This is a genomic window from Burkholderia sp. APQ4-4ca (genome assembly GCF_057837105.1).
Genome location: NZ_JBYQCG010000230.1, coordinates 7,897 through 22,360, shown reverse-complemented (window position 1 = coordinate 22,360; position 14,464 = coordinate 7,897). Strand labels below are relative to the sequence as shown.

The 14,464-nt window shown below is 67.7% G+C and carries 13 protein-coding genes; 8 read left to right on the top strand and 5 right to left on the bottom strand.

What is annotated here, in order from left to right:
- Positions 1-11 precede the first annotated feature (11 nt).
- Genes ureE through ureG form a run of 3 tightly spaced genes read left to right on the top strand, consistent with a single transcriptional unit; the run spans position 12 to position 1,931 of the window.
- On the top strand, positions 12-602 hold the full coding sequence (gene ureE / locus AC3IFE_RS26880) for an urease accessory protein UreE (protein ID WP_489193126.1): 591 nt from the start codon (positions 12-14) through the stop codon (positions 600-602).
- Positions 589-1,269, top strand: coding sequence for an urease accessory protein UreF (locus AC3IFE_RS26875; RefSeq protein WP_089466830.1), 681 nt, complete (start codon positions 589-591; stop codon positions 1,267-1,269). The genes ureE and AC3IFE_RS26875 overlap by 14 nt, the downstream gene beginning before the upstream one ends.
- A gap of 14 nt (positions 1,270-1,283) precedes the next feature.
- On the top strand, positions 1,284-1,931 hold the full coding sequence (gene ureG / locus AC3IFE_RS26870) for an urease accessory protein UreG (RefSeq protein WP_489193124.1): 648 nt from the start codon (positions 1,284-1,286) through the stop codon (positions 1,929-1,931).
- A gap of 63 nt (positions 1,932-1,994) precedes the next feature.
- Here the strand turns inward: ureG and waaA are convergent, their stop codons facing one another.
- The 4 genes from waaA to AC3IFE_RS26850 form a co-directional block, all read right to left on the bottom strand.
- A complete protein-coding gene (waaA, locus tag AC3IFE_RS26865; protein ID WP_489193122.1) occupies positions 1,995-3,356 on the bottom strand; it encodes a lipid IV(A) 3-deoxy-D-manno-octulosonic acid transferase in 1,362 nt (453 codons plus the stop codon).
- Between the two features lie 37 nt (positions 3,357-3,393).
- On the bottom strand, positions 3,394-4,278 hold the full coding sequence (kdoO, locus tag AC3IFE_RS26860; RefSeq protein ID WP_006485119.1) for a Kdo hydroxylase KdoO: 885 nt from the start codon (positions 4,276-4,278) through the stop codon (positions 3,394-3,396).
- Positions 4,279-4,301: 23 nt separating this feature from the next.
- Positions 4,302-5,297, bottom strand: a complete 996-nt coding sequence (waaC, locus tag AC3IFE_RS26855; protein WP_006485129.1) for a lipopolysaccharide heptosyltransferase I — start codon at positions 5,295-5,297, stop codon at positions 4,302-4,304.
- 172 nt (positions 5,298-5,469) lie between these two features.
- Positions 5,470-6,864 carry a phosphomannomutase/phosphoglucomutase gene (locus tag AC3IFE_RS26850; protein WP_089466827.1) on the bottom strand — a complete coding sequence of 465 codons (1,395 nt, stop codon included), beginning with the start codon at positions 6,862-6,864 and terminating at the stop codon, positions 5,470-5,472.
- 245 nt (positions 6,865-7,109) lie between these two features.
- Between AC3IFE_RS26850 and AC3IFE_RS26845 the strand changes: the two genes are divergently transcribed.
- From AC3IFE_RS26845 to AC3IFE_RS26825, 5 genes are read left to right on the top strand one after another with little or no spacing between them, the layout of a single operon-like run.
- Positions 7,110-8,366 carry a lipopolysaccharide biosynthesis protein gene (locus AC3IFE_RS26845; RefSeq protein ID WP_489193119.1) on the top strand — a complete coding sequence of 419 codons (1,257 nt, stop codon included), beginning with the start codon at positions 7,110-7,112 and terminating at the stop codon, positions 8,364-8,366.
- Complete coding sequence (locus AC3IFE_RS26840) at positions 8,363-9,187, top strand: glycosyltransferase (RefSeq protein WP_089466825.1); 825 nt, start codon at positions 8,363-8,365, stop codon at positions 9,185-9,187. The genes AC3IFE_RS26845 and AC3IFE_RS26840 overlap by 4 nt, the downstream gene beginning before the upstream one ends.
- A 51-nt stretch (positions 9,188-9,238) precedes the next feature.
- Positions 9,239-10,375 (top strand): glycosyltransferase family 4 protein, encoded by a 1,137-nt coding sequence (locus AC3IFE_RS26835; protein ID WP_489193117.1) that lies wholly within the window; start codon positions 9,239-9,241, stop codon positions 10,373-10,375.
- 14 nt (positions 10,376-10,389) lie between these two features.
- Positions 10,390-11,412 carry a UDP-glucose 4-epimerase GalE gene (gene galE, locus AC3IFE_RS26830; protein ID WP_489193115.1) on the top strand — a complete coding sequence of 341 codons (1,023 nt, stop codon included), beginning with the start codon at positions 10,390-10,392 and terminating at the stop codon, positions 11,410-11,412.
- A gap of 27 nt (positions 11,413-11,439) precedes the next feature.
- Positions 11,440-12,546 (top strand): MraY family glycosyltransferase, encoded by a 1,107-nt coding sequence (locus AC3IFE_RS26825; RefSeq protein ID WP_489193113.1) that lies wholly within the window; start codon positions 11,440-11,442, stop codon positions 12,544-12,546.
- A 93-nt stretch (positions 12,547-12,639) separates the two neighbouring features.
- On the opposite strand, the gene AC3IFE_RS26820 is transcribed toward AC3IFE_RS26825, so the two are convergent.
- The coding region (locus tag AC3IFE_RS26820; protein ID WP_489193111.1) for a protease pro-enzyme activation domain-containing protein at positions 12,640-14,464 on the bottom strand (1,825 nt) is incomplete at its 5' end.

Genomic DNA, 14,464 nt, shown 5'->3' with positions numbered 1-14,464 from the left:
TCCTCAGCTTCATGCGCACCCTCGACAAACGCATTGCCCCGAACGTGAAACTCGCCGCGTCGCTCGTCGCACGCGCGCCGACGCTCACGCTCGCCTATGACGCGCGCTGCAAGAGCCGCCTCGCGGCGACGCTCGACAGCGGCGAGGCCGTCGCGGTCCTGCTGCCGCGCGGCACCGTGCTGCGCGACGGCGACGTGCTCGTCGCCGACGACGGCGGGCTCGTGCGCATCGCCGCGGCACCCGAAACCGTGCTGCTCGTGCGCGCGGCCGACCCGCTCACGCTGATGCGTGCCGCGTATCACCTCGGCAATCGTCATACGCCGGTCGAAATCGGCGACGGCTACCTGAAGCTCGAAGCCGATCCCGTGCTCGCGGACATGCTGCGCCGGCTCGGCACGCAGGTCGAAGAGGCACGCGCGCCGTTCCAGCCGGAAGCCGGCGCGTACGGCGGCGGCCACAAGCACGGGCACGATGCGACGTTCGCCGAGGATTACGCGCTCGCGCAGCAGGTGTTCGGCGAACACCACGGGCATTCGCACGATCACGATCATCAGCATGGTCCCGGCTGCACGCACGGCCACCACGGTCATGACCACCACTGAACTCGTCGCGCTGCTGCACCTCGCATCGCCCGCATTGCCGATCGGCGCGTACAGCTATTCGCAGGGCCTCGAAGCCGCGCTCGACGCGAACCTGATCCACGACGCCGATTCCGCGCGCGACTGGATCGCCAGCGGCCTGACCGACGTGCTCGCGCACGGCGAGTTGCCGTTCCTCGCGCACCAGCTCAACCGCTGGCAGACGCACGACACGCACGCGCTCGTCGCCGAAAACGCGTGGTTCGTCGCGAGCCGGGAATCGGCCGAACTGCGCCGCGAAACCGAACAGATGGGCTGGTCGCTCGCGCAGCTGTGCGCGTCGCTCGAATGGGGCGACGCCGCCCGCCGCGCGACGCTCGCGTCGCTGTCGCCGGTCGCGCTACCGACCGCGTTCGCATATGCGGCGGCCGCACACGACGCCAGCGCCGACGCGACGCTCGCCGCGTACGCATTCGGCTGGGTCGAGAACCAGACGTCCGCCGCGCTGAAGGCCGTGCCGCTCGGCCAGCTCGCCGGGCAACGCATCATCGTCGCGCTGCGCGGCGCGATCGACGCGGCCGTGCGCCGCGCGCTCGCGACGCCGCCCGACGCCGTCAACACGTTCGCGCCGCAGCTCGGCATCCTGTCCGCGCGGCACGAAACCCAGTACTCGCGGTTGTTCCGCTCCTGAACTTGATCCACGCCATGAACGCACCCGCTCCCTCCCCCGCCCACCGCACGAAAAAACTGCCGCCGCTGCGCGTCGGCATCGGCGGCCCCGTCGGCTCCGGCAAGACCACGCTGCTCGAAATGCTGTGCAAGGCGATGCGCGACCGGTACGACCTCGTCGCGATCACGAACGACATCTATACGAAGGAAGACCAGCGGCTGCTGACAGTCGCGGGCGCGCTGCCCGAGGAACGCATCATGGGCGTCGAAACGGGCGGCTGCCCGCACACGGCGATCCGCGAGGACGCGTCGATCAACCTCGAGGCCGTCGACCGGATGCTCGCGCGCTTCCCGGATGCCGACATCGTGTTCATCGAGTCCGGCGGCGACAATCTCGCGGCGACCTTCAGCCCCGAGCTGTCGGACCTGACGATCTACGTGATCGACGTGGCCGGCGGCGAGAAGATTCCGCGCAAGGGCGGCCCCGGCATCACGAAGTCCGACCTGCTCGTGATCAACAAGACCGACCTCGCGCCGCTGGTCGGCGCGAATCTCGACGTGATGGCATCCGACACGCGGAAGATGCGCGGCGAACGGCCTTACGTGATGACGAACCTGAAGGCGCTCGACGGCGTCGCGGACGTGATCGCGTTCATCGAGAAGAAGGGCTTGCTGACGGTGTGAGCGGCATGGCGGCGGCTCGCGTCGCCGCCATGCGTGCGCGGGCGGCCTTGCGCCGCCCTTCGTCTATTCGTCTTCGGAAGCGGCGCCCAGCCCGCCCGGCAGCCCACGCGCACCGGCTTCGGCGGGCGGCAGCAACGCGGCGAGCACGTCGACCGTGCGCGCGGTCGCGCCGCGGTGACGCGACGCGAAGGCCGCGCCGGCCGCGCCCATCGCGATGCGCCGCGCCTTGTCGACGAACAGCGCGTCGAGCACGTGCGCGAGATCGAGCGGATCCGCGACCTGCATCGCCGCGCCGGCCGCGACCGCGTCCGCGGTCGCCTGCGTGAAGTTGAACACGTGCGGCCCGATCAGCACCGGCACGCCGACCGCGCACGCTTCGATCAGGTTCTGCCCGCCGAGCGGCAACAGGCTGCCGCCGATGAACGCGATATCGGCCGCCGCGTAGTACGCGCCGAGCTCGCCCATCGAATCGCCGAGCAGCACCGTCACGTCGCCGGCCAACGGTTCGGCGGCCGGCCGGCCCGCCGCGAGCGCGGCCGCATCGGCCGCCCAGACCGAGCGCCGCACGCACTTGAGCCCGTTGCGCACGATGAGCGCCTCGACCTCGGCGAAGCGCTGCGGATGACGCGGCACGAGCACCAGCAGCGCGCCGGGCGTGCGCATTTCCGCGAACGCCTGCAGCACGAGTGCCTCCTCGTTCTCGCGCGTGCTGGCGGCGACCCACACCGGCCGCGCGCCGATCGCGTCGCGCCACGCATGGCCGCGCGCCGCGAGTTCCGGCGGCGTCGTCATGTCGAACTTCAGGTTGCCGAGCACGGTCACGTTGCGCGCGCCGAGCGACGTCAGCCGCTCCGCATCGGCCGGGCTCTGCGCGAGCACGCGCGAGAAGCCGCCGAACACGTCGCGCGTCGCCGTGCCGAACTTCGCCGCGCGCCGGAACGAACGCGCGGACATCCGCGCATTGGTCAGCACGAGCGGCACATCCGCGCGGCGGCACTCGTCGATCAACGTCGGCCACACCTCGGTTTCCATCACGAGACCGAGCGTCGGCCGCCATGCGCGCAGGAAGCGCCGCACCGCGCCCGGCATGTCGTACGGCAGGTAGCAGCGCAGCACGCGATCGCCGAAGATCTGTTCGCCCGTCGCGCGGCCGCTCGGCGTCATGTGCGTGAGCAGGATGCGCGCATCGGGGCGCGCATGCATCAGCGCGTCGATCAGCGGCTGCGCGGCGCGCGTCTCGCCGACCGACACCGCATGCACCCAGATCAGCGGCGCGCGATCGTCCGGCGAGCGGCCCGCGACGCGGCCGAAGCGTTCGCCGATATGCTCGCGATAGCCGCGCTCCTTGCGCGAACGCACATAGAGCCGGATCACGGCGGCCGGCGCGACGAGCCACCACAGCGCACGATAGATCGCCCTCAGCATGCGGCCGCCCTCGAGTGACGTCGAAGCAGAGGCGCGCTCAAACCAGCGCCCTGCCCGTCAGGCGTTCGAGAATGCCGAGCGGCGCGCACTCGCGACGCACCATCGCATCGACCGGCAGGAAGAAGGTCTGCTCGAGCATGAACTGGCCGGACATCACAGCGTGCGAAGTCTGATCGGAGAAACATATCCACACGCTGCCCGGCGGAAACGGCATCGTCTGCTGCGGACAAGTCTTCTGATAGTCGAGGTCGGCCTTCATCCCGTCGTGCAGGTTCAGCATCAGGTGGTCGTACGCGCTGCGCGGCGATTTCGTCACGTGCAGCAGGTTCAGCAGCCACGCCGAGCCCGGGAACTGCGGCCGGATCTTCGGCAGGAAACGCTTCGCGACGTCCTCGAACGGCTCGCCGACCCGCCACACGCGCGGCGCGCCGGCCGGGTTCACGTTCGTGAACACGCGCAGGATTCGCTCGCCGTAGTTCGGCCGCGACGGGAATGCGTCGACGTGCAGGCGGCTATCGTCCTTGCGCCACGACGTCTGGCGCGTTTCGACCTGCATCAGCCGCAGGCTCGTCGGCGCGACGCGCAGCTTGCCGCGGTATTCGGGAAAGAGGCCGTCGACGAGCGTGCCGGCCTGCTGCTGGAAGCGCGCGACGAGCGCGCGCACGGCCGATTGCGTGACGCTGTCGCCGAGCACGCCGGCGAGCGCGCCGCCGTTCGGCGCGAGGCTGATGTTCTTGCGTTTCGGATCGGCGAGCGCCGGATCGAGCAGCGCTTCCTCGCCGCCTTCGATCGCGAAGCGCAGATGCGGGAAATACAGCACCTTGCCTTCCTCGACCGCGGCGAGCAACTGCTCGCGCGGCGCCGACAGGTTGTGTCCGCTCCAGTCGGCGGACGGGACTTCGATGATCTGGGATTCGCTCATGATCGGTTCGCGTATGGACAGCGTTACAGGAGACCGAAGCCCGCGAGCGCCGACTTCACCTGCGCGATCGACGGGGGCTGCCCCGCCGTGCCGAGATTGACGACGTTCGGCGACCAGTAGCCGCCGGTCCGCCAGGCCGTCGCGAAATTGTACAGTTCGACCGTCGGACGCTTCAGCGCGGCCGCGATGTGAACCAGACCTGTATCAACCCCGACCGTCGCGGCCGCGCCGTCGATCAGCCCGACCACGGCCGGCAGCGACAGCTTCGGCGGCACGATCGCCGCCGCGCCGAATTCCTTCGCGAGCCGCTCGCTGGTCGCGCGTTCCGCGTCGTTGCCCCACGGCAGCACGAGCGACGCGCCGCGCCGCACGAGCGCCTGGCCGAGCTCGATCCAAGCGGCATCCGGCCACTGCTTGTCGGCGCGCGACGTCGCGTGGACGAACACGACGTACGGCACCGGCAGGTTCAGGCCGAGCGCGGCCACCGCGAGCGCCGCCGCCCGCGTGTCGAGGCCGAATTCCACCGGGTCGGCCGGGGTCGGCGCCGGGTCGTCCAGCGCGGCCGCGACGAGTTGCCGCGAGCGCTCGACCACGTGCGTGCGCGGCGCGATCGGCACGCGCTTGCGGTAGAAGAAGCGCACCGGCCATTCGTAGCCGGCGCCGTCGGTGCGATTGCCGAGCCCGACGAGCGGGCCGCGCGCCCAGCTCGCGACCCAGGCCGTCTTGATGAGGCCCTGGCAGTCGATCACGAGGTCGTACTGCTCGGCCGCGAGGCGCCGGCGGAATGCGCGGATCTCGCGCCACGTCGCGCCCGAGAACGGCTTCTTGCGCCAGCGGCGCAGCGAGAACGGCAGCACGTTGCGCACGCCGTCGACGAGCCGCACGAGGTCGACGAAGCTTTCCTCGACGAGCCAGTCGATCTGCGCATCGGGGTGACGGCGCCGGATATCGGCGATCACCGGCATGTTGTGCACGACGTCGCCCAGCGACGACACGCGCACGATCAGGATCTTTTGCACGCTGAAAAAACGCCGGCTGGCAGCCGGCGACAGACATAAAGGGGCGATTTTATCCCGGCCGACGGGCCGGACAGACAAAAAGCGGCCGCGCGCCCGGGGCGCGCGCCGCTTTTCGGGATAAACACGGCCGATGAACCAGCCGTCGTACGGGCGGCCCGCCGGCCGCCGACGCTCAGAACGGCAGCTTGACGTCCGGCTTCGCGGCCGTCAGCACGCGGCGGAAGTCTTCCTGGATGCGCTTGAGCCCTTCCTGCGTCTCGGCCTCGAAGCGCATCACGACGACCGGCGTCGTGTTCGACGAACGCGCGAGGCCGAAGCCGTCCGGGTACTCGACACGCAGGCCGTCGATCGTCACGACTTCGTCGGCGCCGTCGAACTTCGCCTCTTTCTGCAGTTGCTCGATCAGGCGGAAATTCTCGCCTTCGTCGAGCCAGAGCTGCAGTTCGGGCGTGCTCATCGCGTCCGGCAGGCTGTTGAGCAGCGCGCTCGGATCGGCCGTCTTCGCGAGAATCTCGAGCAGGCGCGCGCCGGTGTACAGCCCGTCGTCGAAGCCGTACCAGCGATCCTTGAAGAACACGTGGCCGCTCATTTCACCCGCGAGCGGCGCACCCGTCTCGCGCAGCTTCGCCTTCACGAGCGAGTGGCCCGTCTTCCACATCAAGGGCTCGCCGCCCTTCGACTTCACCCACTGCGCGAGGTGACGCGTGCACTTCACGTCGTAGATGATCTGGGCGCCCGGATTGCGCGACAGCACTTCTTCCGCGAACAGCATCAGCTGGCGGTCCGGATAGATGATCTGGCCGTCCTTCGTGACGACGCCCAGGCGGTCGCCGTCGCCGTCGAACGCGAAGCCGATCTCGGCGTCGGTGTCCTTCAGCGCCTGGATCACGTCCTGCAGGTTTTCCGGGTGGGCGGGATCGGGGTGGTGGTTCGGGAACGTGCCGTCGATGTCCGTGAAGCGTTCGACGAGCTCGCAGCCGAGCGCCTTGAACAGGCGCGTCGCGAGCGGGCCCGCGACACCGTTGCCGGCGTCGACCACGAGCTTCAGCGGCCGCGCGAGCTTCACGTCGCCGACGATGCGTGCGATGTACTGATCGGCGACGTCGATTTCCTCATAGGTGCCGCTGCCCGTCTCGAACCGCTCGTCGACGATGCGGCGATACAGCGCCTGGATCTGCTCGCCGTAGATCGCGGCGCCGCGCAGCACCATCTTGAAGCCGTTGTAGTCGGGCGGGTTGTGGCTGCCCGTGACGACGATGCACGAATCGACGCGGCGCTCGCCGCCCTTCAGCGCCAGCGGCACGTTCGCCGCGAAATAGCCGACCGGCGTCGGCACCATGCCGACGTCGACGACGTCGACACCGGCCGCACGCAGGCCGTCGGCCAGTGCGCCGACGAGTTCCGGCCCGGACAGGCGGCCGTCGCGCGCGACGACGACCGCATCGCCGCCCTGCGCACGCACTTCGCTACCGAATGCGCGGCCGATCCCGCGCGCCGTGTCGACGTCGAGTGTCTTGCCGACCACGCCACGGATGTCATATGCCTTGAAGATGGATTGGGAGATCATCGATTCTCTTCTCTCTCAGTTGCGTGCATGGAAAATTGTCTGGCTTGGCTGGCCGCCTCTCGCCGGTGCCGCGCATGATACAGGCGGCCCGTAAAACAAGGAGCGGAACGGCTGGAGCGGTCGCGATCCCACTTATAATCGCGGGTTTTGATGACGCGCATATCGCCCATTTTAATGCCTAGCCGCTCCGCCACCGCCCACCCGCCGCTTCCGGCCGCCTCCCGCGCGCGCAGCCGCCGCCGCGCATGCTGAAGCGCTTCGGCAACCCGGACGTCGCGAAGGCCGTCGCGAACCTCGTCTGGCTGGGGCTCGAACGGCTCACGCAGATCGGCGTCGCGATCGCGATCAGCGGCCTGCTGGCCCGTTATTTCGGGCCAGATGTGTTCGGCAAATGGCAGTATGCGAATACGCTTCTCCTGGTACTGGCGCCGCTCACCTGGGTGTGCGGCGCGGAAATCCTCGTCCCGACCATCGTCCAGCGCCCGCCCGCCCAGCTCGGCGCGGTGCTCGGCAGCGCGTTCGTGCTGCGCATCGCCGTGTCGGTCGCCGCGCTCGCCGCGACCTGGATCGCGATCGCCGCGGGCGCGTTCGACCCGCTGGTCGGCGCGATGCTCGCGGGCCTCGCGGTCACGATGGTGTTCCGCGAGCCGTTCGTCGGCGTGATCAACGCGTGGCTGCAGAGCATGACCTACAGCAAGCCGCAGCTCGTCACCAGCATGGTCACCGCGCTCGCGAAGGCATTGCTCGTCTGGCTGCTGGTGCGTGCCGCCGCCGGCCCTGCCCGCTTCGCGTGGCTGTGGGCGCTGGAAGCCGCCGCGATCGGCCTCGCGCTGCTGCTGTACTACCGCCATCGTAACGGCGGCGCGCTCGGCTGGACGTTCGACACATCGCTGTTCCGGCACTTTGCCACGGCCGGCACCGTGTTCTGGCTCGGCCTCATCTGCATGTACCTGTTCCTGAAACTCGACCGCCTGATGCTCGAGCGCCACGTGTCGTTCGCCGATCTCGGCCGCTATTCGGCCGCGCAGCAGCTCAACGAGAACTGGATCACGCTCGCGCTGATGCTCGCGCAGACCATCGCGCCCGCGTTCGTCTACCGCGTGCAGGACGTCGCGCGGCTGCGCCGCAACATCGTCCGGCTGATCGCGATGACGGCCGGCCTGATGACGGCCGGCGCACTCGTGCTCGACGCGGCCGCCCCGCTGATCGTCGGCAAGGTGTTCGGCCGCGGCTACGAGGCGTCGGTCGACATCTTCCGCTGGGCCGTCTGGCTGTCCGTGCCGGCCGGCATCGAGGCGATAGGCAATCTTATCGTTCTCAAATATCAAGCAAAATTCGTGTTGCTCACGAAATGGCTGCTCGCGCTGGCGATCGCCGCGCTCGTCAACCTGTTCGCGATCCCGCGGCTCGGCCTGTACGGCGCGCTCGTCGGGCTGGCGGCCGGCTACCTCGCCGCCGCCGCCGTCAACTTTTATTACATCCGTTTCAAGCTGCGAACATGACGCCCCCCGATTGCCCGCCCCCGCTCGACGACGTGGCCGTGCTGATGCCGGCCTACAACGGGCACGACGACGTCGTCCGGACCCTCGCGTCGTTTCGCGAGGATGCGCGCGTGCACGTGCTGATCGTCGACGACGGCAGCACGCCGCCGATCGTCGCGCCCGACCTGCCGGGCCTGTCGATCGACGTGCTGCGCATGCCGCAGAACGGTGGCATCGAACGCGCGCTAGCGGCCGGCATCGACGCGCTCGCCGCGCGCGGCTTCCGCTATGCGGCCCGCATCGACGCGGGCGATCTCGCCGCGCCGCAGCGCTTGGCGAAAGAACGCGCCTATCTCGGCGCCCACCCGCGCGTGGCCTGCGTCGGCATGTGGACGCAGGTCGTGTCGCGCGCCGGCGAGCCGCGCTTCATGCTGACACCGCCCGCCGATCCGCGCACGCTGCGCCGCACGCGCTTCCTGCGCTCGCCGCTCGTGCATCCGTCGGTCATGTTGCGCATCGACGCCGTGCGCGAGGTGGGCAACTATCGGGCGCAGTACCGCGCGGCCGAGGATCTCGATCTTTTTTTACGGTTAATGCAACGCTACGATTGCGCGAACCTGCCGGAACTCGGCCTGTATTACGAGCTTAACGAGGGCGGGATCAGCGCGACCAAACGCCGGCGCCAGCTGGTGTCGACGCTCACGCTGCTGTTGCGCCACTTCAACGTGCTGAACCCGTACGACTGGGCCGGCCTCGCCAAGAACCTGCTGCATTTCGTCACGCCGTACCGTACGCTGCAGCGCATCAAGCAGACGCTGTTCGCCGCGCGGCCGTCCGCCTGACGCGCATCCGGCCCGCTCGCCCATTTCGACGCTTTATTTTTTCTTTTTTTCATGTCCGCCACCTCCCCGCTGCGCATCGCGCTCGTCTGCAACACGGCCTGGGCGATCCATACGTATCGCCACGGGCTGATCCGTGCGCTCGTCGCGCGCGGCGCCGAGGTCATCGTGATCGCGCCGCACGACCGTACGGTGCCGCTGCTCGAGCAGATGGGCTGCCGCTATGTGGCGCTCGCGATCGCGTCGAAAGGCACGAGCCCGCGCGAGGATCTCGGCACGCTCGCCGCGCTCGCGCGCCACTACCGCGCGCTGCGGCCCGATCTCGTGTTCCATTACACGATCAAGCCGAATATCTACGGCTCGGTGGCCGCGTGGCTCGCGCGCGTGCCGTCGATCGCGGTGACGACCGGCCTCGGCTACGTGTTCATCCAGAAGAGCCGCGCGGCGAGCGTCGCGAAGCGCCTGTACCGGTTCGCGTTCCGCTTCCCGCGCGAGGTGTGGTTCCTCAATCGCGACGATCTCGCGACCTTCACCGACGAGCGCTTGCTCGCACATCCCGAGCGCGCGCGGCTGCTGCACGGCGAAGGCGTCGATCTCGAACAGTTCTCGCCCGTGCCGCTGCCGGGCGGCGCCGCGCCCGTCTTCATCCTGATCGGCCGGCTGCTGTGGGACAAGGGCGTGCGCGAATACGTGGAAGCCGCGCGTCTCGTACGCGCGCGCTTCCCGAACGCGCGCTTCCAGTTGCTCGGGCCGCTCGGCGTCGACAATCCGAGCGCGATCGGTCGCACGGACGTCGACGCGTGGGTCGACGAAGGCATCGTCGAGTATCTCGGCGAAGCGCACGACGTGCGCCCGCATATCGCGGCGGCCGATTGCGTCGTGCTGCCGTCGTACCGCGAAGGCGTGCCGCGCACGTTGATGGAAGCATCGGCGATGGGCCGCCCGATCGTCGCGACCGACGTGCCGGGCTGCCGCGACGTCGTCGCCGACGGCGAAACGGGCTTCCTGTGCCGCGTACGCGACAGCGCGAGCCTCGCCGAACAACTGAATCGCATGATCGCGCTCGGGCCGCAAGGCCGTGCGGCGATGGGCGTACGCGGCCGGCACAAGGTCGCGGCGGAATTCGACGAACAGCAGGTCGTCGAACGCTACAGGGAGACCATCCATTCGTTGACGGGATTCACACTCTGAAGGAGCGCATCAGCATGACCGCTAAAGGCACCATCCTCGTTACCGGCGGCGCGGGCTACATCGGCTCGCACACGGCCGTCGAGCTGCTCGACAACGGCTACGACGTCGTGATCGTCGACAACCTCGTGAACAGCAAGGCCGAATCCGTGCGCCGCATCGAGCGGATCACGGGCAAGACGCCCGCGTTCCATCAGGTCGACGTGTGCGACGAAGCCGCGCTCGCGAAGGTATTCGACGCGCACCCGATCACCGGCACGATTCACTTCGCGGCGCTCAAGGCCGTCGGCGAATCGGTCGCGAAGCCGCTCGAGTACTACCAGAACAACATCGGCGGACTGCTCGCCGTGCTCAAGGTCATGCGCGAGCGCAACGTCAGGCAGTTCGTGTTCAGCTCGTCCGCGACCGTGTACGGCGTGCCCGAACGCTCGCCGATCGACGAATCGTTCCCGCTCGCCGCGACGAACCCGTACGGCCAGTCGAAGCTGATCGCCGAGCAGATCCTGCGCGATCTCGAAGTGTCGGACCCGTCGTGGCGCATCGCGACGCTGCGCTACTTCAACCCGGTCGGCGCGCACGCGAGCGGGCTGATCGGCGAGGATCCGGCCGGCATCCCGAACAACCTGATGCCGTACGTCGCACAGGTCGCGGTCGGCAAGCTGGAAAAGCTCCGTGTATTCGGTTCGGATTATCCGACGCCGGACGGCACCGGCGTGCGCGACTACATCCACGTCGTCGATCTCGCGAAGGGGCACATCGCCGCGCTCGACGCACTGGCCAAGCGCGACGCGAGCTTCGTCGTGAACCTCGGCACCGGGCAAGGCTACAGCGTGCTGGAAGTCGTGCGTGCGTTCGAGAAGGCGTCGGGCCGGCCGGTGCCGTACGAACTCGTCGCGCGCCGCCCGGGCGACATCGCCGAGTGCTATGCGAATCCGCAGGCCGCGGCCGACGTCATCGGCTGGCGTGCGACGCTCGGCATCGAGGACATGTGTGCCGACCACTGGCGATGGCAGGAGGGCAACCCGCGCGGTTTTGTATAATCCGCTGTCCATTTTTCGAGCGATCCCATGCTCAGCTTCGCGTCCGGCTTCATCGTCTCCTTGCTCGTCACGCTGTTCATCGTGCGCTACGCGCACCTTCACGAGAAATTCTCGATCGACAGCGACCTGGCCGGCGTGCAGAAATTCCACGTGCGGCCCGTGCCGCGCGTCGGGGGCATCGGGATCCTCGCCGGGGTCGTCGTGGCCGCGCTGGTGCTGTCCCGGCGCTATCCGACGATCTCCGGCAGCATTCTCGGGATCGCCGCGTGCGGGCTGCCGGCTTTCCTCTCCGGCCTCGTCGAGGACCTGACCAAGCGCGTGTCGCCGCGTGCGCGGCTGCTCTGCACGATGGGCGCGGCCGCGCTGGCGTTCTGGCTGCTGGGCATCGCGGTCAAGCGCATCAGCGTGCCGCCGCTCGATTTCCTGCTCGGCTACGTGGCCATCTCGGCGTTCATCACGGTGCTCGCGGTCGCGGCGCTCGCGAACGCGATCAACATCATCGACGGGTTCAACGGGCTCGCGTCGATGGTCAGCTTCATGATGTTCGCGTCGCTCGCGTATGTCGCGTTCCATGTGAACGACCCGGTCGTGATGTCCGCGTCGATCATCATGATGGGCGCGGTGCTCGGCTTCTTTCTGTGGAATTTCCCGGCGGGGCTGATCTTCCTCGGCGACGGCGGCGCGTATTTCATCGGCTTCATGCTCGCGGAGCTCGCGATCATGCTCGTGATGCGCAACCGCGAGGTGTCCGCGTGGTATCCGGTGCTGCTGTTCATGTATCCGATCTTCGAGACCTGCTTCTCGATCTACCGGAAGAAGTTCATCCGCGGGATGTCGCCGGGGATTCCGGACGGCGTGCATCTGCATATGCTCGTGTACAAGCGGCTGATGCGGTGGGCCGTGGGGACGAAGCACGCGCATGATCTGACGCGGCGGAATTCGTTGACTTCACCTTATCTGTGGCTGCTGTGCCTCGTCGCGGTGATTCCGGCGACGCTGTTCTGGCGGCATACGGTGCATCTGTTCGTGTTCGTCGTGCTGTTCGCGCTGACGTATGTGTGGCTTTATCTCAGCATCGTCAGGTTCAGGGCGCCGCGGTGGATGGTGGTGAGGAAGGAGCGGCGGGGGCATTGAGGAGCCGCGGCCGGCGTGTTGCCCGGCTCGCGCGGCCCGCCGCCGGTCACGGCGGCCGTGCGATATTCGGTCGCGAAGCGACGAGTGAAGCTGCTAGGCACCTGCTGTATTCGTGCTCCAGCGCGGCAGCGGCACATAGATCACGACGTTGCCGTCGTCCTGAACATAAGTCGCCGCGCCTGAATTGCCGCTGGTGCCGGAATACCAGAGCGGGGCCCCCGTCGGACTGTAGACGACCAGATTGCCATCCGTTTGCATCGCCGCGAATGCGCCCGGATGACTATACGTACCGGAATTCCATTGCACAACGCCCTGGCGGAGCAGCACGAGATTTCCGTCTCCCTGCATGATCAGCACGTTCGCACCATTGCCTGAAGTAAAACTCTGGCCACTGCCGAGGGCAACACCGCCCTTCCATACGGCCGGGCCGGCCGGGGAGTTTGCATATCCGCTGGAAGCGGTCGATGTGGAGAATACCGGGACGAATGATCGGTAGATCACCAGATTGCCGTCGTCCTGCACGACAAGAAACTGGCTGTAGGACGTGCTGCTGGTCGCCGAGTTCCACAGCACATTACCGCTCGCGCCGTACACCACGAAGTTGCCATCGCCTTGGAAGGCGGCATACGCGCCGGGATTTCCGTAAGTGCCTGAATTCCACACCGCGGCACCATTGGTCGTGTTGTAAAGCACGAGGTTGCCGTCATTCTGCATGACCAACTGATGGCTTCTGGAACCCGAATATGCGATTTGCCCCGGCCTGAGCGTCGTACCTTGATTGATCACACCGCCGTAAATCGCCGCTGTCGGACCACATATCGCAGAATACATCGCGCTGACGTTCGGCGTGCCCCAGCCGGTCACGAAATCCCATCCCGAGCCTGCACCGTATGCGCCGTTCGATCCGTAGGTGATATCGCGAAAGATCGAGGGCGTCTTGACCTGGGCGCTGTACAGCGTGGGCGCCGCAAAACCAAGATTCGTTGCGCAGGCCCCGGACAGCATGCGCGCCCAGGTCGCAGCAAACAACGGCGCGGACAGGCTCGTCCCACCCATTATCACGAGTTGTCCGCCCGCGACGACTGCTTCGCCGCTGTTCGGATCGGCGTCGAACGCGATGTCCGGCATGCCCCGAAAAGCGCGCCCCTTGAGCGCCGGAACATTCGACTGCCACGATGGAATCGGCTCGATACCGCTAATGCCGCCCCCACTGGAATCCCAGGCCGTCTCGCCTGCATAGCTGCCGTTCCCGTTCGTATAGAGCGTCGTGCCGCCAACGGCCACTACATACGGTGACGTTGCGGGATATTGCACCGATGTGCCACTGCAGCCGTATGCCACGCTGCCTGAATCGCCGGAGCTGACCGAAAAAGTCTGCCCCTGCGCGACGGCGAGTTGGAACAACGTGTCGATGACCGCCGTCGGCGCCCAGTTCTCGCACCCGCCGATCGACATGTTGATGACCCGAGCAGTGTTGTCGGTCACGGCGCGATTGATCGCCAGCGCCATATCGCTCCAGGCAAACGACCGCGCAACGTAGAAATTCAGTTGCTTGAGGCCGCCGGACATCCCGACGATGGTCTGGCTATCGAGCGACCATTCCGTGGTTGCGCTCGTGTCCCCACTCGACAGCCCGGCATGAATCACGGAAACGGGTACGGCAGGCAGGTGGTTATTGCTTTCGAACGTCGCCAAGTCGATGACGGACTGCGTCACGTCTCCTTCGGCAATGATGCCTACTATGGTGTTCACCGCCGCCGGGGCACTGCCGACGGAATAGATGCGGGGAAAATCCGTCGGATTGTGACCCACCGCGACGGCGGAAGTCGTCGGCGAGGCGTTCGCGGTCGGCGCGGCGGCGGCATCGGAAGCGCGTACGAAATTGGGGTGCAGGCGGGTCGCGGTATCGAGCCCGAGC

Bases quoted from the DNA above. Each gene is read 5' to 3' on its own strand.
- ureE (WP_489193126.1), top strand. From the start codon at position 12: ATGCGCACCCTCGACAAACGCATTGCCCCGAACGTGAAACTCGCCGCG.
- AC3IFE_RS26875 (WP_089466830.1), top strand. From the start codon at position 589: ATGACCACCACTGAACTCGTCGCGCTGCTGCACCTCGCATCGCCCGCA.
- ureG (WP_489193124.1), top strand. From the start codon at position 1,284: ATGAACGCACCCGCTCCCTCCCCCGCCCACCGCACGAAAAAACTGCCG.
- waaA (WP_489193122.1), bottom strand. From the start codon at position 3,356: ATGCTGAGGGCGATCTATCGTGCGCTGTGGTGGCTCGTCGCGCCGGCC.
- kdoO (WP_006485119.1), bottom strand. From the start codon at position 4,278: ATGAGCGAATCCCAGATCATCGAAGTCCCGTCCGCCGACTGGAGCGGA.
- AC3IFE_RS26850 (WP_089466827.1), bottom strand. From the start codon at position 6,864: ATGATCTCCCAATCCATCTTCAAGGCATATGACATCCGTGGCGTGGTC.
- AC3IFE_RS26845 (WP_489193119.1), top strand. From the start codon at position 7,110: ATGCTGAAGCGCTTCGGCAACCCGGACGTCGCGAAGGCCGTCGCGAAC.
- AC3IFE_RS26840 (WP_089466825.1), top strand. From the start codon at position 8,363: ATGACGCCCCCCGATTGCCCGCCCCCGCTCGACGACGTGGCCGTGCTG.
- AC3IFE_RS26835 (WP_489193117.1), top strand. From the start codon at position 9,239: ATGTCCGCCACCTCCCCGCTGCGCATCGCGCTCGTCTGCAACACGGCC.
- galE (WP_489193115.1), top strand. From the start codon at position 10,390: ATGACCGCTAAAGGCACCATCCTCGTTACCGGCGGCGCGGGCTACATC.
- AC3IFE_RS26825 (WP_489193113.1), top strand. From the start codon at position 11,440: ATGCTCAGCTTCGCGTCCGGCTTCATCGTCTCCTTGCTCGTCACGCTG.